At 48.5% G+C, this 23,187-nt stretch carries 16 protein-coding genes; 12 read left to right on the top strand and 4 right to left on the bottom strand.

What is annotated here, in order from left to right; all coding sequences use genetic code 11:
• The first annotated feature begins 119 nt into the window (after positions 1-119).
• Positions 120-1,037: an NAD(P)-dependent oxidoreductase gene (locus tag HGH91_RS26270; protein WP_262888358.1), complete on the top strand. Its 918-nt coding sequence runs from the start codon at positions 120-122 to the stop codon at positions 1,035-1,037.
• Here the strand turns inward: HGH91_RS26270 and HGH91_RS26265 are convergent.
• On the bottom strand, positions 1,034-1,426 hold the full coding sequence (locus tag HGH91_RS26265; protein ID WP_168741975.1) for a winged helix-turn-helix transcriptional regulator: 393 nt from the start codon (positions 1,424-1,426) through the stop codon (positions 1,034-1,036). The genes HGH91_RS26270 and HGH91_RS26265 overlap by 4 nt on opposite strands.
• 136 nt (positions 1,427-1,562) lie before the next feature.
• On the opposite strand from HGH91_RS26265, the gene HGH91_RS26260 reads away from it, so the two are divergent.
• The 4 genes from HGH91_RS26260 to HGH91_RS26245 all read left to right on the top strand — a co-directional run bounded on the left by HGH91_RS26260 (position 1,563) and on the right by HGH91_RS26245 (position 5,910).
• Positions 1,563-1,946, top strand: coding sequence for a DoxX family membrane protein (locus HGH91_RS26260; RefSeq protein WP_168741974.1), 384 nt, complete (start codon positions 1,563-1,565; stop codon positions 1,944-1,946).
• Positions 1,947-2,163: 217 nt separating this feature from the next.
• Positions 2,164-2,667 carry a hypothetical protein gene (locus HGH91_RS26255; RefSeq protein ID WP_168741972.1) on the top strand — a complete coding sequence of 168 codons (504 nt, stop codon included), beginning with the start codon at positions 2,164-2,166 and terminating at the stop codon, positions 2,665-2,667.
• Between the two features lie 13 nt (positions 2,668-2,680).
• Positions 2,681-4,030 carry a hypothetical protein gene (locus HGH91_RS26250; RefSeq protein ID WP_168741970.1) on the top strand — a complete coding sequence of 450 codons (1,350 nt, stop codon included), beginning with the start codon at positions 2,681-2,683 and terminating at the stop codon, positions 4,028-4,030.
• Between the two features lie 20 nt (positions 4,031-4,050).
• The gene (locus tag HGH91_RS26245; RefSeq protein ID WP_168741969.1) at positions 4,051-5,910 is read left to right on the top strand and encodes a WG repeat-containing protein; all 1,860 of its coding nucleotides are present in this window, start codon (positions 4,051-4,053) and stop codon (positions 5,908-5,910) included.
• Between the two features lie 13 nt (positions 5,911-5,923).
• Here the strand turns inward: HGH91_RS26245 and HGH91_RS26240 are convergent, their stop codons facing one another.
• Positions 5,924-7,339: an AAA family ATPase gene (locus HGH91_RS26240; protein ID WP_168741967.1), complete on the bottom strand. Its 1,416-nt coding sequence runs from the start codon at positions 7,337-7,339 to the stop codon at positions 5,924-5,926.
• A gap of 235 nt (positions 7,340-7,574) precedes the next feature.
• On the bottom strand, positions 7,575-9,485 hold the full coding sequence (locus tag HGH91_RS26235) for an SPFH domain-containing protein (protein WP_168741965.1): 1,911 nt from the start codon (positions 9,483-9,485) through the stop codon (positions 7,575-7,577).
• Between the two features lie 433 nt (positions 9,486-9,918).
• Between HGH91_RS26235 and HGH91_RS26230 the strand changes: the two genes are divergently transcribed.
• From HGH91_RS26230 to HGH91_RS26200, 7 genes are all read left to right on the top strand, one after another.
• Positions 9,919-10,797, top strand: coding sequence for an ROK family protein (locus HGH91_RS26230; protein ID WP_168741963.1), 879 nt, complete (start codon positions 9,919-9,921; stop codon positions 10,795-10,797).
• Positions 10,798-10,942: 145 nt separating this feature from the next.
• On the top strand, positions 10,943-11,554 hold the full coding sequence (locus tag HGH91_RS26225) for an RNA polymerase sigma factor (protein WP_168741961.1): 612 nt from the start codon (positions 10,943-10,945) through the stop codon (positions 11,552-11,554).
• A 68-nt stretch (positions 11,555-11,622) separates the two neighbouring features.
• Positions 11,623-12,753: a FecR family protein gene (locus tag HGH91_RS26220; protein WP_168741959.1), complete on the top strand. Its 1,131-nt coding sequence runs from the start codon at positions 11,623-11,625 to the stop codon at positions 12,751-12,753.
• A 117-nt stretch (positions 12,754-12,870) separates the two neighbouring features.
• Positions 12,871-16,149 (top strand): TonB-dependent receptor, encoded by a 3,279-nt coding sequence (locus tag HGH91_RS26215; protein WP_168741957.1) that lies wholly within the window; start codon positions 12,871-12,873, stop codon positions 16,147-16,149.
• Between the two features lie 18 nt (positions 16,150-16,167).
• Complete coding sequence (locus tag HGH91_RS26210) at positions 16,168-17,766, top strand: RagB/SusD family nutrient uptake outer membrane protein (protein ID WP_168741956.1); 1,599 nt, start codon at positions 16,168-16,170, stop codon at positions 17,764-17,766.
• 203 nt (positions 17,767-17,969) lie between these two features.
• On the top strand, positions 17,970-19,247 hold the full coding sequence (locus tag HGH91_RS26205; RefSeq protein ID WP_168741954.1) for a Gfo/Idh/MocA family oxidoreductase: 1,278 nt from the start codon (positions 17,970-17,972) through the stop codon (positions 19,245-19,247).
• A 34-nt stretch (positions 19,248-19,281) separates the two neighbouring features.
• Positions 19,282-22,638 (top strand): family 16 glycoside hydrolase, encoded by a 3,357-nt coding sequence (locus HGH91_RS26200; protein WP_211092436.1) that lies wholly within the window; start codon positions 19,282-19,284, stop codon positions 22,636-22,638.
• A 51-nt stretch (positions 22,639-22,689) separates the two neighbouring features.
• Here the strand turns inward: HGH91_RS26200 and HGH91_RS26195 are convergent, their stop codons facing one another.
• On the bottom strand, positions 22,690-23,034 hold the full coding sequence (locus HGH91_RS26195) for a VOC family protein (protein ID WP_168741952.1): 345 nt from the start codon (positions 23,032-23,034) through the stop codon (positions 22,690-22,692).
• Between the last annotated feature and the right edge of the window lie 153 nt (positions 23,035-23,187).

The raw sequence follows: 23,187 nt of genomic DNA, 5'->3' as shown, positions 1-23,187 counted from the left end.
CCCGGAATTTAGTGAAAAAAATGGGATGTGGCCACTGGTCAAGATAAGAACGGGTATGTTTTGGGCCCAACAAAATTGAGATAAATCTATCACCCATAAGTTGACCTGAAAGCTTAGCTTTGAACAGTAAACTTTTTAATAGCAGTAATATGGAAACCATTGGATTTATAGGAACCGGTCATTTGGGCTACCCCATTGCAGAAAACCTGGTGAAAGCAGGGTACAAAGTGAAAATTTACAATCGCACCCGTGAAAAGGCGTTGCCGCTGGAACAGCTGGGCGCGGTACTGGTGGATACAGCGGCAGCGGCGGCAGAGAAAGGAGGCGTGGTATTGAGCCTGGTAGCGGATGATGCTGCACTGGAAGCAATATCTACAGACGCTTTGCTGGAAGCGCTGGGCCCCGGAGGGGTTCACGTGTCAATGAGTACGGTGTCGCCCGATACTTCTACAGCCTTATCGTTGCGTCACCAGGCGCAGGGCGTGCAATTTGTTACCGCGCCGGTATTTGCCCGTCCCGATGCGGCGGCAGCCAAGGTAGGTAATGCGGTGATTTCGGGTCCGGCAGCGGCAAAGGAGCGAATAAAACCTTTACTGCTGGCAGGATTTGCCAAAAATATTTTTGATTTGGGGGAAGATGCAGGTAGTGCCAATGTATTGAAGCTGATTGGCAACTTTATGATTGCCGCTTCTATTGAGCTGATGGCAGAAGCGTTTGCGCTGGCGGAAAAAAATAAGGTAGATCCGAAGGTGGCTTATGAAATGCTGACCACTACTTTGTTTGCTGGTCCCGTGTTCCGTAATTATGGCGCCATGGTGATAGACCGGAAATTCACGGGTAGTCCTTCGTTCGGCGCCGCCCTGGGTTTGAAAGATATGGACCTGGTATTGCAAACAGCGCGGCGCTCGTATACGCCGATGCCAATGGCACAACTGGTACAGTCGAGGCTTACCACCATCCTGGCAAAAGATGTGCATGATGCCGACTGGACATCGCTGGCGATGGGAGCGCTGGACGATGCGGGCCTGACGTATTAACCTTTATCCACCATAACCTGCGCCTGTTTCGGTTGGGTTGTGGTGGCCTTTTTATGTGCCACGCCCCAGTCAGACATATGCTGTAACAGTGCTTCCATACTCCATCCCAGCGGGGTTAGCTCATATTCTACGCGGGGAGGCACTTCGGGATATATAATCCGTTTTACCAGGTCGTCGTTTTCCAGCTCTCTCAACTGTAGTACCAGCACCCGTTCGGAAATACCGGAAATAGATTTCTTTAGTTCGTTATAGCGCATTTTGCCGTCAAGCAGACGCCAGAGTATAGAGGGCTTCCAACGTCCGCCGATCAGCGAGAGGGTATAGGCTGTGCCGCAATCGCCCCTTAACTGCCTTTCATTGATAGCATTGGAAGAGTTTTCTTTTCGCATACAATCATTTTTCTTTCCGCTGGTAAAGATACGGAAAGCCCTGCTATAGTACAGGAAACCACTATCCTTTCGGTAAGTCTCTTTCCTGGCAACAAGAATACCACTAGGTTTGTTATATTATTAAAATTTATTTACTATGAAAATAGTTCCATTGCTGGGCCGCATACTCTTTGCCCTCATTTTTGTTATGTCCGGGCTTAACCATGTGATGGGAGCCGGCGCTGATTATGCAGCAGCGGCTGGTGTGCCCGCTGCCCGCATTATGGTACCTTTTGCAGGTTTACTTGCTTTATTGGGGGGAGCCAGCATATTGCTGGGCTACAAGGTAAAATACGGCGCCTGGCTGATTGTTATTTTCCTGGTGCCGGTAAGTATTGTCTTACATAATTTCTGGTCTGTTACCGATCCCATGCAAAAACAAATGCAGATGGCTATGTTTATGAAAAATATGGCGATACTGGGAGGCGCTTTGTTGCTGGCTTATTTCGGACCGGGGCCTTACAGCCTGGATAAGCACTAAAGGCGTAAAGGCACGCAAAGACACGAAGGAGCAAAGAAGCAAAGTTTTTTATTTTCCTTTGTTTCTTTGCTCCTTCGTGTCTTTGCGTGCCTTCGCGCGAATTTTTGTTTTCCCCCCGCATATATAAACCGATAACCCGCATATACACCACCGGTGTAGCCGGATCGGTTATTTTTCTTTACTTTCAGGCTTTTATAACCCGATCACCACTACGAACATGAGAAGAAGCCTGTTGTACTGTTTGTTGTTGAGTACTTTGTGGGCCTGTAACCGTCCCGCTCCCAAAAAGCCATCCGACATCATTCAAATCAATGCCATCACGCGCGACAGCGATTTGCTGGCAGATTATCCTACCCTTCATTTTATCCGGAATGGAATTAGTGGATACGAATTTAACGATGAGCGATATATGCAGTTGATGGGAATGCCTGTGGCAGGGATGTCTATTGCCATAGATGAGGACAAGTTGCACCTGAAGCGAATATCAGTAGAATTATTTAAAAATAAACAGGATGCCGTTAACCTCAAAGAAAAGCTCACGGCCTTGTATGGCAAGCCAGGCGCCGACTCCACGGGAGAATTTTACGCAAATGAAGAGAACGACCTGTTGGTCTGGAAAAATCAGCAACAATTAATGGGTCTGTCTCTCCCTAAAAATATTAATAGCATTGCTGAAATCACCGAAGCTCCCACCTTCCGGATCTTCTTTATTCAACCCTAAGCCCCTACCCACCATGAATAAATTATACATTGGCATTGTTTTGTTGTATGCCCTGTTGATGGCCAGCTGTGGCCATTCGTCGTTGACGGCCATCGAAAATATCCATCACCGGCAGCAGCTCGACTCCCTCGTGGCCACGTTGGCGAAAAGCCAGGTACGGGTAGATTCTGTACCGGTTCGTGTACTGGTGATGCATCTGAAAGGCGACTTTACCTACTATGGTCAGCCTGTAAAAGAAATGCAGGTTGAAATGAAAGAGGAGGCGATCGTCCGCATTTCCTTTCATACAGAGAAAGGCACCCTGGAAGTGCTTAATGGCCTGGAATCGGCATTCGGCACCGGATTGAAAGAGGGCTCCGGTCCCGATCTAAGCTGGAAAACCGTGGAAAAGAATATCATTTTTACCGTTACTGATTATAAAGGTACCCTGCTTACCCTTGGCAGCAAAGAAAAGTCGTACATCACCCTGTATTTTAATCAACCGGCCAACAACAAAGTGACCAACGCCTATACTACTGTTCCCGCCACCGGCACCAGCGATAACTACCGGCTGGAGGTGGATAACAGTGAGTGTGGGTATCGCTTGTACGTAAACGGCTTTTTAGCGCTTACCCACCTGAGGGCGAATACCCTGGGCGTAACTGCAGATATTAATGCCTACTTGCAGAAAGGCAGCAAACAAACGCTGACGATAGAATTATTACCGGGCGTTGATTTCGACGGGCATCCACGAAACCGCCTGCACCAGGAGTCGGTGGTAACAGTGGCAGTGCATAAATGGAGCGATCAGTCCTGCTTTTCGCCGGTAATATTGCAGTTTCAGACTCCCAACGCTGATACGATGATCCAGCTGGAGCCGCATTACTACAAAGCGATCCGGGCATCACGGTTTGCTGGGCAGTCTTCCGCTACTATTAACCAAACCTTTGAAACCACCATTCAGTCCTTTGATCTGCCAGCCTATGCAACCGCTACCGACATCCGTAAAATACCGGATGCCAGAGAACGTGTGCTGGCGCATTACCGGAAGTTGCAGGCAGCGTACCAAGGTAAAGACACCCAGCAGCTGGCCAACCTGTTATTCCCGCTGGAACAGAGCAGGGCCATGGCCTGGCACCTCTATAAGCCTACCGACGGACAAGCCCAATGGAAAAATATCACAGACCTGGCGCATATAACGGATACGGTTACACTGGCTGAAAATGCCAGCTTGTATATCACGCCGGACGGGCGTTTTGCCAAATTGATCGTAGCAGGCAAAGATGATCCGGCCTGCTATATAGCAGATGCCAACAAGGTGTATCCACTGGATTACTATGTGAGCATCGATAAAAATAACGAGTCCCATTTTGTGGTAGAGTAATCACTGATCAACGAATTTTTATGCAATATATGAAGCGCATTAGTTGTGTAACCTTTGCCGTGGTGCTATTGGCGGCCTGCAAGGTGAAAACGGAACCTTCTGAAGAACTGAAGGCATTTGTAAAACAGTTTGATGGAAAAACACTGGTGGCCGCCAAAGAAGAACTACAGAAAGAAAGTGAAAGAATAGATCGCTTTATTAAGTTCATGTCGCGCATGGCAGCCGACAAAGAGAATGGCTATACAGGAAAAGAAGACACCGTGGCTCCCTACCAGCTAAGGCCAGTGGACGTTTTCACGTCAGGGTATGCCGCCTACCTGGAGAATATAGGACTAACCCAGGAAGTAAAGTATCCTAACAGCGTGTTGGAAGCCAATAACGCCCTGCGTGACAATGACAACTACGACCTGGAAGCTCCCGATGTGATATCTGAAAAAATATTTTTTGCAGATGGTACTACCGAGGCCAAATCTTATGCGCTGGACGGTTCCACGCCTATACCATCTTCCAAAACTATCGACAGCGTACTGGCCACGGTTAGTTACAGTTACCCTGTTAAAATGACGGTGCTTAAGCTGGATAAATCCCATTCCACGGCTACTTTTAAAGGGGCTGCCATTAAAATTGATAAGATGAAGGATAACCAGTTAAGGTTACTGATGGGAGATAGCGCCTACAAAAACTACCTCTATATAGAGGCATTTAACCAGGATGGCAAACCATTGGATTATATCAGCAGGAACAACGGCAGCGGGCATGATCCGGACGATATGAACAAGCTGCTGAAAACCTACAACAATATCTTGCAACAATTGGTAAAGAAAATAGACAACGGACATTTTAAAGATATTCACGCACTGCAGGAAGCCATGCTGGATGAGATGCCCGGAGGAACACCTTTTGACGCCGGCAAGGGAGGATATACGCAAGGATATTATAAAGGTAAAGTAGCCGGGGTGAGGGTGTATATGGCAGAAGCCCGTGTGGAAGTTAAAAAGGAGATGATGCTGAAAAATCTTTCTCCTAATTATGCCGGCCTCTATTTAGTAAAAGATGCGAAAAGTGATCTATATGGCTTTATGGATGCCGGTGGTAAGTTTGTAATACCACCCACCTACAAAGAAATGACCGCTATCAATCCCTTCTTTTTTTCCAGTTCAGACTATAATGGTTACTATTATTACCGCCTGGATACCGCTACCCGTCAACTGGTGAAGCTGGACCTGGTAGCAAGAGAATTTTCACCGCAACTGGCCATAGTAGCGAAGAACGAAGAAGGAGGGTTGAAAGGATTAATGGATGGCAATGGGAAATTGGTGATCCCGATGATCTATGATGATATCATGAAAGATGGAAAAGAACCGGTATTTTATGCCAACAAATCAGCGCCAGACGGTCCCCTGCAAGGCATCTGTTCCTTATATGATTACCAGGGACAGTTGCTGACATCTGTACCTTATTATACCAATGGCAATACCTATAGTGATGGACTATTGCTGGTGTATGATAAAAGCAATCATCATTATTTCCTGGATAATAAAGGAAAGAGGGTAATTGATTTGAAGGAGTACCAGGACGTAGAACCGTTTGAAGATGGTTTAGCCAAAGTAAGAAATGCGCACTTTGATTTTGGCTTTATCAATACCCACGGACAACCTGTTATTCCCTGTATGTATGCCACCGCGCGGCCGTTTAACGAGGGTATCGCCATGGTCACCAAAAAAGTGAATAATGATACGGAGGTAGGATTGATCAATACAAAGAACGAGGTGATCGTACCTTTTAATGCTGCATCTTACGACATCGACGGCAAAGGGGCGAAGATGGTATATACTATAGGCGAAAAGAAGTATAATGCAAAGGGGATGTTGATGCAGTAATGAATAGCGTATTTTATTTAAATAGCTCTTCCATCGTTACTTCATGATGCACCAAAGTGTTTTTATATTGGTTATCCTTTACACCATAGGTGGTAATCATTGTTAAAAACAACGTTTTTCTTGTTCCGGTTTCCTCCTGGAAGTTAGTGAGTTTGCGTTGTAGCTCCGCTGCATATGATTTCTCGATAGTAAATGCAGTATTTGAAAATTTCATTTCGCAAATATTAATGCAGTCATCCTGGCGGTCGAGTAACAGGTCTATCTGTGCTGTTTTAGATCGCCAGGCCGATTCTTCTGTGTAGACACTGGCAATGCCCAATGCTTGCTTGATTTGAGGGGCGTGTTTCAGACAGATATTTTCAAAAGCCATACCACTCCAGCTTTTCCATGAGGGAGAGGCAGCCCGCTTGATCCAGGTGCCAGGCCCTGTTGCCCGGGCATGTTCAATAAATTTGAGATAAAACAGGCTATATTCATCGGACAGTTTATAGATCAGATCCTTGGCATTTTTGCCAAATGGGAGATAGGTAGCTGTAAATCCCGATTGTACAAGTTCTTCCATCAATTTGGTGGTAGTCCCGCCACTTTGTAGACCCGCTTCGTGTATGATCTCGTTGCGTGTGAGTCCGGATGGTTTGGCGGCAAGAGCTTTTACCACGGCAATATGGCGATCTGCCATTTCAAAGAGAGAATTATACAGGTTGGTAAATTCACCTACAAGCAAACCATCCTTTGTAAAGCATAGACGATCGATTGCCTGGGTAGCACTTTCTCCTTTCCGGATTTCCTTTAAATAGTGAGGGATGCCTCCAAGTGCCATATAAATCTGGAGTGTTTGGTAATGGTCCAGGTTTACAGACCGGCTTTTCAGATAGGCAGCTGTTTCGGGTAAATTGAAGGGAAGGAGGCGAATTCTCCTGGTGATGCGGTTATGTAATCCTCCTTTGTTGTTTACCACCCGCTGAATCATCCAGGAAGCCGCAGAGCCACAGATAGCCACCACAAGATTTACCTGTTTGGAGCCCCAGGAATTCCAGAAGTATTCAAATGCAGGAAGGAAGCCAGATTTAGCAGCACTCAGCCACGGAAATTCGTCAAAGAAGATAACCGTCTTCTTCTTTTTAAGTTGTGGAGCAAGTAATTGAATCAGCAACAAAAAAGCTTCTGTCCAGTTGTGTGGTATAGCAGGGAGAATTGGTGTATTTAATGTTAATGCGATAGCGTTGCGAAAATTCTCGAGTTGTTGCCTTGTCGAGGATCCATGTACGCCGGAGAATTCATATACCATTTGATCCTGGTATACCTGCCGCACCAGGAATGTTTTACCAACCCGTCTCCGCCCATATATGGCTACCAGCTCGGCTTCCGGAGAGGAAAGCGTTTCCAGCAGTATTTTCTTTTCGTGTTCCCTGCCAATTAGTTTTTCCATCGCTGCAGTTTTTAAGGTGTAGTTTTGGCTGGCTATCCAAATCGATACGCAGCCAAAACAGGGTAAAAATACATAGTTTTGGCTGGCTATCCAAATCGATACGCAGCCAAAACTATATAAAAAAGTATAGTTTTGGCTGCGTATGATGATATTATAACATGTAAATAATAGCATAAAAAGCCCCCAAAGTATCGTACTTATGGGGGCTTTTCTGAAGCTGCTACAATACAATTGGTTATTCTGGCTTCTTATCTTCTTCCTTCTTTTTACCGATATCTTCCAGCAATTTCAGGCCAAGGAGTCCGCTGATAGGACCATTGGCGCCATCGCCGCCGCCGATGAGTACATCCGGCATGATACGGATTTGTTGTGCGCCGATAGCTTCCATTACTTTTAGCTGGGTAAAGTTGTTGCCGCCCATGGCTTCCACAGCCAGTTTATAGGATTCGGCGCTGGACTGACCGATGGCCAGGATCTTTTCTGCTTCTGCTTTACCGGTGAGGGCAATTTTTTCTGCATCAGCTTTGGCGATCCATTCAGTACGTTCTGCTTCTGCTTTGGCGAGCAGTCTTACTTTTTCCGCTTCACCGGCAGCGAGTAATTTCATACGGTCACTTTCCGCGTTGGCCTGCAAACGTACGCTGTTGGCGTCACCGGTGGCTTTCTTCACGGAGGCGTCGGCTGTTCTTTCTGCAATCCATACGCCCTGGTCGGCTTTTACGATTTCCTTCTGCATTTCAGCGATGGCCGTTTCTTTTTCCAGCTTTTGACGGGTTTCCTGTGCCAGGCGTTCCGTATCGTAGGTGATCTTTTGTTCTTCCGCAATTTTACGGTCGGTGAGTGTTTTCATCAGGGTTTCCGGTGGCACAATGTCCCCGATGAGGGTGTCTACGCCAAACACATTGTATTGATCCAATACATGGCCAATATGTTCTTTGGCAGCTGTTTGTCTTTCTTTACGGCTGGTCAGGAAGCTGATCACATCGGAGCCCTGGGCGGAGTTACGGAAATAGTTACCGATAGTAGGTTCCAGTACCTGGGTAACGAGGTTGCTCATATTACCGAAGCGGGCAATTACTTTGGGCGCCTCGGTAGTAGGGATGTGAATGATCTGTGATACGTCGAGATTGAACGTAAAACCGTCGCGGCTTCTTACTGTAATGGTAGAGAGGTTCTTATCCAGCTGGTGCGCTTCGCTTCTGGCGGAGGCCCAGTTGAGTACCAGGTTGGTGGTAGGTACCAGCTCTACTTTCATGATATAGGGATTAACAGGATATTTACCGGGGCCTAATGGTTCGGCCCATACGCCTTTACTGCCTTTGGCTACGATGTTGCCATGTTTGAATTCGGCGCCGCTGATGTCTACGCCATCATTACCCACGAAGGAGATGACCACGCCTACGTGCCCGATAGCGATTTCTGTCATCTTCACCATTTCCAGTTTAGCAAACCAGGGGTTGATAAAGTAGGAGCCGGCCAGTATTACCTGTTCCTGGAGACCTTTATAACCGCCTTTGTCGAGGAATGCATCCACATCCTGGAAGTTGTTGTGGTTGTCGATCGTTTTACCGGCGATGGAGCCGGTTTCGATGGCTTTACCTTCCAGGGTGGTAACGATACCTACTGCATTGTCGGGGATGGTGGACATGTCGGTGATTTCGATGTCGAACAGGAGGGTGTTGATACGGTAGGAGCCGGGGGTGATGATCGCCGTTTGCCGTCCTTTCCGGCCGCCATTGCGCAGGAAGGCTTCGGCGTCCTGGAAGGCGTCGCAGGCCACTTTACGAGCCAGGATGGAGCCAGTTTCCAGTTCCCCGCCGTCTTTCGCCAGCACCAGTCCGATTTTACCGGTAGGGATAATGGTAAAGGGTTGGAAGGCAACACTATACTGCCAGGCCCATTTGCCGAAGTATACGCCGGGGGCCAGGGTTTGCGCCTGGAAGCCGGCTTCTCCGTTGATAGCCAGGATACGGCCTTCGGGCAGTTCCTGTTTACCCATGAGCACAAATTTTTTGGTGACCAGGCCGATGCGGTCTTCCGGTACGATAACTACGCCAAAGCATATACGAAGAATGATCTTGTACAGTAACAGGCATAACAGGGGTAGGCCGATGAGCAATGCCCATCTGAGAATTGGATTTTCCATTGTTGTTGGGTGTTGTTAATGAATGTTGATGAAATATAGTGATGATTACCTGCACGGGCACACTGCTGACAGACGTGTCAGTTCGATGGTGAAGCCGGGCATGTTTGAATTATAAAGCTGGGGGAGAAGTGTTAAAGTTAGTAGCGATGTAGGCTGTTAACATATTACTGCCGGAGCAATGATCAGATTCCATTGTGAAATGAATTACGATGTAAAAGTGATAATAATTTTTCATCTGTCAAAATATTTTACAACAGATTTCTTTTCGAAAAGCAAGTACGTTTTTTTGATTTCTGGAAAAACGCCCTATATTTAGAGCCAGTTTTACCATTTTTCATCTTGCTAAAACGATTTTTCTGAGCAAATCAACCAAAATATTTTTTATATTTGTCTAGCTTAAACGATTTAGCAACCACTCTATCTTACAACTTTTATGAAGCATTCCACGGCGTTAGGAATTGATATTGGCGGCTCTCATATTACCGCAGCATTGGTAGATCTTGAAACAAGGTCTATCATAGAAGGTTCGTGGAACCGCACCCGCATTAATTCACATGGGGAAGCAGCCGATATAATCGCAGCATGGGCCACAGTGATCAATGGAGTATTCAGTCATGCTCCCGCAGAGGTAAAGCATATAGGGATTGGTATGCCAGGCCCTTTCGACTACGAGCAAGGTATCAGCCTGATGAAAGGGCAGGATAAATTTGATGCGTTGTACCAGCTTAATATAAAGCAATTGCTGGCAGCACAACTGGATATCCTGCCGGAACAGATCCGTTTTATCAACGATGCCGGCTGCTTTTTACAGGGTGAAGTATTCAGCGGCGCCGGAAGGAACTATCAACGGGGCATCGGGCTGACTCTCGGCACCGGCCTGGGCTCTGCCTGGTACCACGACGGGGTGGCTAAAGACGCCAACCGTTGGTGTACCCCCTTTAAAGATGGCATAGCGGAAGACTACCTGTCGACCCGCTGGTTTGTAAAACGTTACCAGGAAATCAGCGGTGAAACGGTAGCCGACGTAAAAGCATTGGTGGCACGTATGCCAACTGATAGCAGGATCGAGGAACTGTTCAATGAGTTTGCAGTCAACCTGGCTGTCGTACTCGTCGATTTTGTCAGGGACGAACAGCCGGAAGTGATTGTCATTGGCGGCAACATCGCCAATGCATCTGACCTTTTCTTCCCACTGCTGGAAACACAATTACAACAACAACAGATTACCGTCCCCGTAGTAAAAGCTACGCTGGGTGAGGCCGCCGCACTGATTGGTGCTGCCAGCCTATGGCATGAGTTGGAGAAAGCATAAGGCTTAAAGCACAAAGCAAAAAGCTATTGCGGAGGATCATCTTAGCGAGTATTTAAAAATCGCATAGGTCATCCTCCACAATAGCTTTTTGCTTTCTGCTTTAAGCTTTTTACTCTATCTTGGGTGACGTCTAAATAGCAACTGTTTGAAAGACCGCGTAATGGAAACAGATAATGTTTTGTGGGATAATATCATATTGGGCGATCAGGAAGCCTACAGAGAATTATATGATACATCTGCGGATATGCTTTTCCGGTACGGATTACGCTACGTGCAGGATACCGCGCTGATCAAGGACTGTATCCAGGATCTCTTCCTGGACCTATACCACTACCGGCGTAATCTTTCTCCCAAAGTAAATATCCGCTTTTACCTGCTACGGTCCTTCCGGCGTAAAATTCACCTGGCGGTAAAGAAATATGCCATTGCCGACCAGCTGGAAACAGACGATTACTTCTCCATCACCTATGAGCCGGATGTAGAGCAGCAGCGCATTGCGGCCGAGCAACAGCAGGAGATGCTGCGCATCCTTACCCGGGAGCTCAACGACCTTCCCGCCCGGCAAAAAGAGGTGTTGTTCCTGAAGTTCAATTGCGAGTTGTCTTACGAAGAAGTAGCCGGTATTATGAAAATCAGTGTCCCTACCTGCCGCACCCTGGCCTATCGCGCTTTCCGGCAACTGCGGTCCAGCATGGAAAAAGTGCCGGTGCTGCCGCTCCTAATTTTATTGATGTCCTGGCTATCTCAAAAAAAATAATTTAAAAAAAGTTGGGCTCAGCAGTCTATACCTGATCTGTTGATCACTCTTTATTGGAAAGATATTGCATGAAGCGCGGAAAAAAGTATCCGACCCTGGAAGATATATTGGGGAGTGACCAACAGTCACCGGGCACGCCCATAGATCCTGCCCTGGAGGCTTTGGCAGGATCGGTGGAACGGGTGATCCGGAATGCCGGGAACGAAGCATGGGACCCGGCCGACAAAGCCGCGCTCTGGGAAGAGATTGCGCCGGGATTGGTGCCTCAACCGGCCCGCTACCGGTACCTGTACCTTAAAGTGGCCGCTGCCATACTGGTATTACTGGCGGCGGGACTCTGGTATTTCCTGCCCCGGCAGAACGATTTATTACGCTTTGCCCGGCAGCTGCCCCATGACCAGCCCCTCACGGATACCCGCCTCCTGGTTGGGCAACACCAGGCAGTAGTGGTGAAAGGGAAGAATGCCGCCCTGGTATATGCCGGCGGAGGTACAGGTGTTACCATTAATAAAGACACGCTGAGTATTACCGCCGCCACTTACAATACCCTCTTGGTGCCCTATGGCCGCCGTGCCCGGGTACAGCTGGAAGATGGCAGCGTGGTGCAGCTGAATGCCGGCTCCCGCCTGGTATATCCCGCTGCCTTTAAAAATGGAAAAAGAGAAGTGTACCTGGAAGGAGAGGCCTTCTTTGATATCGCTCCCAATTCACAGTCGCCTTTCTTCGTATATGCGTCAGGTTTAGTCACCGAGGTACTGGGCACCACTTTTAATATCAGTGCCTATCCCGACGATACCCGGCAAAGCCTTGTGCTGGCCTCAGGAAGTGTGCGCCTGCATGTGCCCGGACATGGCTTTTCCCGGGAGCATTCGCAACTGCTGCAACCAGCCGATATGGCTACTGTTGATGCAAAAGCTGGTGGCTTACAGATGAGCCGCGTAAACATAGCCACCTATACCGCCTGGAAAGACGGCCGCCTGCTCTTTTTTAACACGCCTTTGAAAGATATCCTGAAAAAATTAACGCGATACTATAACATAGAGCTTGACCTGGCCTCCACAAAACCTGGATTGGAAACCTGTTCCGGCGACCTGGACCTGGAAGATAACCTTGATAACGTGCTGGAAGTAATCTGCGCCACCAACTCCCTGCGCTATGAGCGATATGGACAGCGCATCGTATTAACAGAGAAAGAGTAGAAAACCAAAATATGACCAAAAAAACCGGAAGATGGTGGAACATCTTCCGGTGGCGCCACCCTACGGGGGTAGGGTAGCGTATGTCTTTTTATTAACCAAAAAAACTAACGTGAAGTTATGAAAAAAATCTATGCGCAATGGCGTGTCCCGCCAGGCAGTACTTTTGCCACCAAACTAGTGAAAACAATGAAACTAACCGCACTCCTGTTATTCACCGCCATGATGGGAATTGCCGCTACAGGCAGGTCGCAGGACAACCATCTTACTATCCGGTTAAGCCAGGGTACCCTGCCGCAGTTATTCAGCCAGATCCAGTCGCAAAGCACCTGGCGCATCTTCTACAAAGATGAACTGGTGAATAAAGAGCAACCGGTCACCCTTGAATTGCGCGATAAAAAATTGACAGAAGTACTGGACCAGGCACTGGCCAATACTGCGCTCAGCTACCGGATTGTGCGCAACCAGGTAGCCATCATTCCCCGGGAAAAAGGAAAGCATACAGATAAAATTAACGGCATTTCCACAGAAGAAGACAGTACTTATCTTATACGTGGCCGTGTATACGATAACCACGAACCTCCACAGGCATTGCCAGGGGTAACCATCCGCGTGAAAGACAATAACAGCATTGGCACCACTTCAGACGTAGACGGCTACTTTACCTTAAAGGCTAAGAAAAATGCGGTGATCGTTTTTACACAAATGGGATACCTTCCCGAAGAACATACGGTGATCCGCAGCCACAACGCGCTGAATATCTCCCTGAAAGAAAAAGTGGCAGCCCTGGATGAAGTCGTAGTAGTAGGACTTTCCGAGCAGCAGAAAAAACATATCGCCAGCTCTATCAGCTCTGTAAACATAGCCCAACAAACCAATGGCAAGCCTATCACGGCGTTGTCACAAGCGCTGCAGGGAGGCGTTACCGGTTTACAGGTAAGCCAGAGTTCCGGCCTGCCGGGCGGTGATGCCGCCGTTATTAAAATACGGGGCCTCAGCACCCTCCAGGCTGACCGCGCTAATCCGCTCGTACTGGTAGATGGAATACCTATGGACATGAACTATATTGACCCGGTAACCGTAGAAAGCGTGACCATATTGAAAGACGCCGCCGCAGCAGCGGTGTATGGCGCCCGTGCTGCCAACGGCGTAATATTGATAACCACCAAGCGTGGCGTGGCAGGCCGGGTAGCCGTTACCTACGACGGTTACTATGGCGTACAAACGCCCTCTACCATGCCTAAGCTGGTAGAAGCGCCGGAGTATATGCGCATGTTTAATGAAGCACAGGTAAATGCCGGCAATCAGCCGTTTTACTCCGATGATGATATTAAGCACACGGAAGCTGGCGATGACCCGATCAAATATCCCAACACCAACTGGCAAAAGGAAATTATTAACCCGGCGGCCGCCATCACCAGCCACTCGCTCGGCATCAGCGGTGGTAACAGCCTGGCACGTTTCGCCCTTACCGCCAACTACCAGTTCCAGGATGGAATGATTCCGCTGAATCATTCCAACAAGTATAACGTGCGCGCCAACACTTCTATCACCCTCAGCAAGAAGTTCCTGGTGTACATGGATATGCTGGCCATTAAGCGAAATACTTTCTACCCTAACCGCCCCAATGGTAACAGTGGTAACCGCATACTGGAAGATGTGTTCCGCGTGCCACCCACTATTTTGCCCAAGTACCCCGAAAAAGATGGCGCGCCCACTATGTACGGCCGCTATGTAGATATTGTAAACCCCGTGGCTTATGCGGAACATGGAGGAAAAAGTACCAATGAATACGGGCAGTCCAGTATCAACCTGCAACCCAAGTGGGAAGTATTACCGGGACTGAATTTGCGGGGGCAATTTAGTTTTCGTTTAAACAGCGATGTGACCCGCAATACCAGGGATAACTATTATTTCTTCGATTATTTCAGCGGACAGCTGGTACAAACCTGGGGGGTAAGCCGGTCGGCCAGCTTCGACAGAACAACGTATTACTATGCCGGCGTTACGGCAGATTATACCTACGACTTAAAAGACCATCACTTTTATGTAATGGGTGGCTACTCACAGGAAGAAAATAACAGCAGCTACTGGGAGGTAAGATCACTCTTGTCTTTTTATGGTAAGCTGAACTATTCCTATAAAGATAAATACCTGCTGGAAGGTGCTATCCGCACTGATGGTTCCTCCCGCTTCGGGCCTGGACACAAGTTTGGAACCTTCCCTTCGGTAGCATTGGGATGGAATGTACACAAGGAGAACTTTATGCAATCGCTGCGGGCCATTAACAGCCTGAAGCTGCGTGCTTCCTATGGACGACTGGGAAATGAAAATATTGAGCTGTATCAGTATCAAAACATGATCAGTGCCAGCGATGGGGTAGAGTCGGTATTTGGAAACCCTGATATTACCTGGGAAACGGTAGACATGCTGGACCTGGGCGTAGATATGAGCCTGTTTAAAGGTAAGCTCGAATTCACCTTCGACTATTACGATAAAAGAACCAATGGCATCATCCTCAACCCACCCGTATCTTATGTAGGTGGAATGGGGACCACGCCTATCAATGCCGGCAAGCTGCGGAACAAAGGAATCGAGCTGTCGCTCAATTACAATAGCAACATTGGAAAAAATATCACCCTATCGGTAAGACCTGGTATTTCCTATAACAACAACGAGTTGCTGTCTTTACGCGGTGGACCTTACATCAGCGGTGGTACGATCCATAAAGAAGGATACTCGCTGGGAAGCCTATACGGATATAAGACGAATGGGTTATTGCAGGCAAGCGATTTCAAAGCAGATGGTACGCCGTTGGTACCCATTATTGCCAACGAGAAACCCGGCGACATTCGCTATGTAGATGTGAATGGCGACAATGTCATTGACGGAAAAGATCAGACGGTAATAGGCAATCCTACTCCTAAAGTAGATTACTTCGCCAATATCCGCCTGACGTATAAAAAATGGGAACTGGAAATGTTGCTACAGGGCGTGAGTAAAGACGATGCCATCTTAGCCGGTATGCTGGCCTATCCATTGGATATGTCGTTCGACGGTGGCGTGCCTACCCGTTATTATGCTGATCACTACTGGACGCCGCAACGTACCGATGCCCGTTTCCCGAGGTTAACAACTTCTCCCAGTATCAATAAATTAAACTCCGATTTCTGGATACAGAATGGCGCTTATGCCCGCATAAAATATATACAGCTGGGATACAACTTCAGCGGTGAACGTTTAAAACGCATAGGCATTAACGGCGCCCGCATATATGTAAATGCGCAAAACCCATTTGTATTTACGTCGATGAAGCTGGTAGACCCGGAAAGCCAGGGCAACCAGTGGACATATGGTATCATGAAAATGTATACCGCAGGGGTAAGTATCCAACTTTAATGATTAAAATATTGCACGATGAAATCCAGATATAGCATTCTCTTTATAATGAGCCTGGCGTTGTTATCTTTTCCGGGTTGTAAAAAATTTTTGACGCATGATAGTCCTGATGGCGTAACCGATGCCGTGTGGTGGAAAACAGAAGGACACGCGTACAGTGCGCTGGGATCTATTTACGCAGGTGTGCCTGCAGGATCAACCGGCCGTAATGTAATGTTCTGGTCAGGCCTGAGCGATGAAGCGGTATGCCGCGGCGACTTCCGGGGTAACTACGATATTTATACGAGGGGTTTGCAAAATCCTACCTGGGATGTAGCAGAGTGGATCTGGAGAGATGATTATATAGATATCCGCCGCGCCTGCCGTTTCCTGGAAAACGTAGATAAGTGCTTCATGGACGATCAGCTACGTACCCGCATGAAGTATGAAGCCCGTGCCTTACGTGCCTACTATCATATGGAGATCATGCTTTTCTTCGGGGATATTCCTATTGTGACGCAGTCGCTGACGCCGGCTACCAATCACCTGAAAAGAGATCCGGTAGATAAAGTATATGCTTTTATTTTAAGCGAGCTGCAGGCTTGTGCTGAAAACCTGCCCAAGGAATATGACAGCGATGAAACCTGGCGTATTTCTGCCGGCGCCTGTAATGCGATGATCGTGCGGCTGGCATTGTTCTTCCATCACTACGATATCGCGCGGGATGCGGCTGCCAAAGTAATAGGTACCGGGGTTTACCAGTTGTATCGCAGCGAAAAACCGAACGTGAACAATTACGCGGAGTTGTTTAGCTATACCGGTAAGTTGAATAAAGAAAGGATCTTTTTTACGCCGGGAGGTTGTAATAACGCCTGGACTACCTTCGCGCCTTATGGCATTGGCGGCGAAACCTATGTATCACCTACTTCGCTGGTGGTAGACAACTTTGAAACCAAACAAGGTAAAACCCTGGCGGAGCTGGGGGCAGACTCCCTGGCTATTTACCGTAAAAATCCTAACTATAATAATAACCGGGATCCACGGCTGGTGGCTTCGGTATTATATCCCGGAGAATCGTTTATAGATGCGGGTTATATCTTACAACCTTTTGATAATTCTACTAACAATACAGATAAAATAGGGGTACAGAAATCTACCGCCACAGGGTATTGGATACGAAAGTACCTGGATGCCCGCGACCGGCAGAGCAGAACGGGATCACTCGATTTTATGATTATCCGGTATAGCGAAGTGTTGTTGTCGTATGTAGAGGCGCTGATAGAGCTGGGCGACTGGAAGAACCCGGCTGTGGCGCTTTATCTCAATGATATCCGTAACCGGGCGGGGATGCCGCCGGTGGATATGCAACGGTATAATAGCCAGGACTTGCTGCGGCAGCTGGTGCGCCGGGAGCGGCAGTCGGAGCTGGCGTTTGAAGGGCAGCGCTATTTTGATATCCGTCGCTGGGGCATTGTAAAAGCGGTGATGAACGGACAGGTATTTGGTGCTACCAATCCGCAGACCGGCGTACAGGTAAAGGTGCAGGACCGTGCATATATCGATCGCGATTACCTGTGGCCTGTACCGGAAAAAGAAACTTTGTCGAACCCCGAGATGGTACAGAACCCGGGGTATTAATGAGGAGCGGATTTTTTACCGCTTATCATTTTTTCCATGAGTAACACTTGCTTTTCACACCGTTAGATTATATCTTACCTGTCAGAGAGACCAAGATCTAGCTTGATAGTGAAAATATTATCATACGGTGTGAAAATACAGTGAACAGCTATAGTAACCTGATAACTTTAATACAAGCATACAGCATTCAATCAAACTGAAATATGGCGAAACAAAACAGTGACTCAAGGCGGGCATTTCTCAAAAATTCCCTGGGAGCGCTTGCTGCATTTACAATTGTACCCAGGCATGTGCTGGGTCGTGGTTACCTGGCGCCGAGCGACCAGCTGACCAAAGCTGTGATAGGCACCGGTAGCATGGGCCGCGGCCACTTTGGCTATGCCGGCACCCGTGTTGTAGCCCTTTGTGATGTAGATAGCAGTCATTTGAAACTGGCGGTAGACCAGCTGGGCGAAAAAGGCAAAGGGGTGAAAACCTTTTCTGATTATCGCGAAGTGATTACCCTGCCGGAAGTAGATATTGTGCACGTAGCCACGCCTCCGCACTGGCATGGTATCATTGCAGCGGATGCTGCCCGTGCCGGAAAAGATATCTGGTGCGAAAAACCTATGACGGCTACTATTGGAGAAGGAAAACGCCTGGTGGAAGCGGTGCAACAGCACGGCAGAATTTTCCGCCTGAATACCTGGTTCCGCTTTGAAGACAGATTTTATGGAATGGGTACTACCGTAAAGCCCATCAAAAAACTGGTGGACAGTGGTTTACTCGGATGGCCATTGAAAGTGACCGTGAGTAAGCACACCGGCTTTGACTGGAAGTTTTACTGGATCGGTAAAACGAACCTGGAAGCCATGCCGGTGCCTAAAGAACTGAACTACGATATGTGGCTGGGCCCTGCGCCTTATCGTCCTTACAACCCGCATCGCGTACACCAGACCTTCCGTGGGTACTGGGATTATGATGGTGGTGGTTTGGGAGATATGGGGCAGCATTACCTGGATCCTATCCAATACTTCCTGGGGAAAGATGATACCAGCCCTGTGAGTGTAGAAGTAGATGCACCACAGCAACACCCCGATGCGGTAGGTACCTGGAGAAGAATTACGTACACGTATGCCGACGGTTGCCAGATCATCCTGGATGGTGATGGCGCTGATGAAAAGGCTGCTTATATTGAAGGCCCTAAAGGAAAGCTGTACCCGGGTTTCCGTTCAGACATTCCTGACCTGGAAAAGAAACTGGCAGCCTTCCCTGATCCGGCACCTCAGCAAACAGATTTTGTAGACGCCGTGAAAAGACGTCGCAAATTTGCATTGAACGAGGAAAACGGTCACCGTTCCGCTACCCTGGTCAACATGGGTAAGGTTGCCTTGCGTCTCAACCGCTCATTGAAATTTGACCCGGTAAAGCAGGAATTTATCGATGATGCCGGCGCCAATGCGCTCATCTATCAGCCTATGCGTGGGCCATGGACCATCTAAAACAGCCGGAATCAGCACAAACAAGTAAACAATTATGAAAAAGATATTACACTTACTCATTGCATTACTGGTTGGCGGGAGTAGCCTGGTATCCGCACAGGGACCATCAGATCAGCGTGCATTTCATACCAAGGTGGCCGATGTACTGGCATTGATGCCATCGCCGGGCCGGGCACAGTTTAATGCCAATATGGAGGCCATTGGAGCCCTGGGAGAAGAAGGACTGAGCACCATTGCCGGTATGCTGGCAGCGCCGGGAAAAGGCGATAACACGCAGCTGGAATATGCCATTTCCGGTTACTGTTACTACGTAACCCAGCCCGGAAAAGAAACTGCCCGTAAACAGGCAGCAGCAGCGCTTTGCAAGTCACTGGGCAAAGCACAGGACCCGGAAAATAAAATGTTTCTCCTTACCCAGTTACAAACCGTAGGAGACAATGATGCCGTAGGCACCTTACAAAGCTACCTGGCCGATGAACGGCTTTGTGATCCTGCTGCACGTGCGCTGGTGAAAATCAATACACCGGATGCACAACAAGCGTTGTTGCAGGCACTGAAGAGCGCTTCCGGCGATCGTCGTATTACACTCACTGAAGCGTTGGGAGATAGCCGTTATACCGGCGCTGCCGCCGCTATTGCGCCGCTAGCCACTGATGGCGACAAACGCCTCGCTAAAGTAGCTTTGTATGCCCTGGCCCAGATCGGCGCTCCGGCTTCTGCACCCGCGCTGGCTGCGGCTGCAGCAAAAGCTGCATATAGATATGATGTAACAGATGCTACCACCTCTTACCTGTATTATGCAGCTTCGCTGACAGATAAATCGGCAGCAGAAAAAATTGCAGAAAATATTTTTAAACAGGCAAAAACAGATGCCCAGGTACCTACCCGTACTGCCGCGCTGAAGCTGCTCACCGCCATCCGTGGCGATAAAAGCCTGCCGCTGCTGCTGGCAGCCGCCAATGATAAAAACCGCGCTTACCGCGATGCTGCCCTGAAATTTGCGGGTCAGTATGGCCTGGCAGGCAATCCACTGTGGCTGAAGAAATTGTCAGGCGCCGATAACGCCGATAAAGCAGCTGTAGTAGGTATGTTGGGAGATAATAAAGTAACTGGCGCCTTAACAGCTATCCAGTCATTGCTGGGTAGCAAAGACCAGGGCGTAAAGCTGGCGGCTATTACCGCTGCCGGTAAAATCGGCGGCAGCAGCGCATTACCAGCCCTGCTCGCTGCTATGAAAACAGGAGATGCCACTACCGTAGATGCAGTAAAGAATGTACTATTCACTATCCCTGGAGATGAAGTAGCTGCTCAATCAGGCGCCGCGCTTTCTACCATGCCGGCTGGTGCGCAAACCGCCTTACTCGCGGTATTGGCTGCACGTAAAGCAGACAACCGTGTAGGCGATGTATTGCCGCTCACCGGCAGCAATGATGCAGGCACCCGCAGTGCTGCCATCAGCGCGCTGAAAGACGTAGCCACCCAGGCGAACTTACCTGCGCTATTTTCCCTGTTGAATAATGCCGGCAACGACGCGGATATCAGTAATCTCCAGGCAGCCATCATCAACACCGGCGCAGGCAGTAGCACGATACAGGCACAAATGAAACAAGGCAGCGCAGCACAGCAGGCACGTTACCTGCCGGTATTGGCCGGTATTGGCGAAACCAGCGCTTTGTCTACCGTATTAAACGCCTTTAATAACGGTGATGCAACTACGAAAAAAGCAGCCGTAGCGGCGTTGTCTTCCTGGAAGAATGCCGCAGCAGCACCTGCCTTATTGCAGATCGCCCGCGATAATGCGGCTTACCGCGACGACGCCGTTGCCGGCTATATAGCACTCACCCGCAGATCCGGTTTTCCGGCAGATCAACGTTTGCTGATGTACCGTAACGCCATGGAACTGGCCACCACGACTGCTATACAGCAGAAGGTGCTGGAAGGCACAGAGCAATGCAAAACATTGTCTGCCTTACTGTTTGCCGGTAACTATCTCGACAATGCTTCCCTGCAACAGGCAGCCGCTAACGCGGTAATGAATATTGCCCTGGCAGATAAAAGTTACAACGGTACCACCGTACGTAGCTTGCTGGAAAAAACTTCCCAGGTGCTGAAAGGCCAGGATGCCGACTACCAGCGCCAGTCGATCCGCAAATACCTGGCAGAAATGCCTGCCGGCGAAGGTTTCGTTTCCCTCTTTAACGGGAAAGACCTGAGCGGCTGGAAAGGACTGGTGGAAAACCCGGTTGTCCGTGGTAAAATGGACGCCAAAACCCTGGCAAAAGCACAGGATAAAGCGGATGATAATATGCGCAAAGGTTGGTCGGTGAAAGACGGCCTCCTTGTATTCAACGGTCATGGCGATAACCTCTGTACCGATAAGAAATACGGCGATTTTGAAATGCTGGTAGACTGGAAGATCACGGCACAGGGCGACGCCGGTATTTACCTGCGTGGCTCTCCACAAGTACAGATCTGGGATACTTCCCGCGTAGATGTAGGCGCGCAGGTAGGTTCCGGTGGACTGTACAACAACCAGCAACATGAAAGCAAACCATTGGTACTGGCAGATAACGCGATCGGCGAATGGAATCACTTCCGCATCATCATGAAGGGCGATCGGGTAACGGTATACCTCAATGGTCAGCTGGTAACAGATAATACGATCCTGGAAAACTACTGGGACCGTGGTTTGCCTATCTTCCCCGAAGAGCAGATAGAGCTGCAGGCACATGGTACTTATGTAGCTTACCGTGATCTGTACATCAAAGAACTGCCCCGTCCTAAGCCATATGTGCTGAGCGACGAAGAAAAGAAGGCAGGGTACAAACTGTTGTTCGATGGTACCAACATGCATGAGTGGGTGGGTAACACGAAAGACTATGTGATACAAGACGGTAACCTGGTGATCGATCCTTCTAACGGAGGTCATGGTAACCTGTATACAAAAGATGAATACAAAAACTTCTCTTTCCGTTTCGAGTTCCAGCTTACACCCGGTGCTAACAACGGTTTGGGCGTGCGTGCACCGCTGGAGGGCGATGCCGCTTATGTAGGTATGGAATTACAGATCCTGGACAACGAAGCAGATGTGTATAAAAACCTGAACGTATACCAGTATCATGGCTCTGTTTACGGTGTTATTCCTGCCAAACGCGGTTTCCTGAAACCAGTAGGAGAGTGGAATGTAGAAGAAGCGATTGTAGATGGTACACATATCAAGGTAATCCTGAATGGTACGGTGATCCTGGATGGTGATATTGCCGATGCCCGTAAAAACGGTACGCTGGATCACAAAGACCACCCGGGTCTGAAGAATGAAACCGGTCATATCGGTTTCCTGGGACATGGATCCACCGTGCGTTTCCGGTATATGAGAGTGAAGACACTGTAAGAAAAAGTTATCATGAGAATAGGCCGTCTCTACTCAGTAGAGACGGCATTTTTATGCCTGTACCAGTTCTATTTTACGGCCGTCGGGGTCCTGAATAACGGCTGCGTAGCCCCATTGCGTAGAAGCGGGCATCGTTACGATGTTTCCGGGTGGCAACCGTTGGACCAGGTTGTCAATATCATCTACCGTAAAACCTAACCTGGTAGTGGTATCCGCTATGGTTACTCCTTTTGGTAAAGGATAGATTTCCAGTGTTACGGGTGTTCCCTTGCTGGCATAGTGAAAAGGGCCATTGCCATGTTGATGGTAATCGAATTCGAATCCAAGGCCGGTGTAGAAGGCCGCCAGTGCGGTAGGTTGGAGGGTTTTAATAACGAGTAGGTGGAGGGACGGCATTTTTCCCGGAAGGTAAAAATTTTTGTGTTGACTGATACCGGATAGTGGGGGAGGATCGTCTTTTTTTATTATAAAGCATTATAAATTAGCCGATTTGTGTTAATATTGCGGTTAATTGACAGTAGCATATTTAACCCATGAAATATTAAAACT

The sequence above is a fragment of the Chitinophaga eiseniae genome, assembly GCF_012641265.1.
Lineage (GTDB): Bacteria > Bacteroidota > Bacteroidia > Chitinophagales > Chitinophagaceae > Chitinophaga > Chitinophaga eiseniae_A.
Note: the sequence above shows the minus strand (reverse complement) of the source record. Positions and strands in the feature narration are given on the sequence as shown.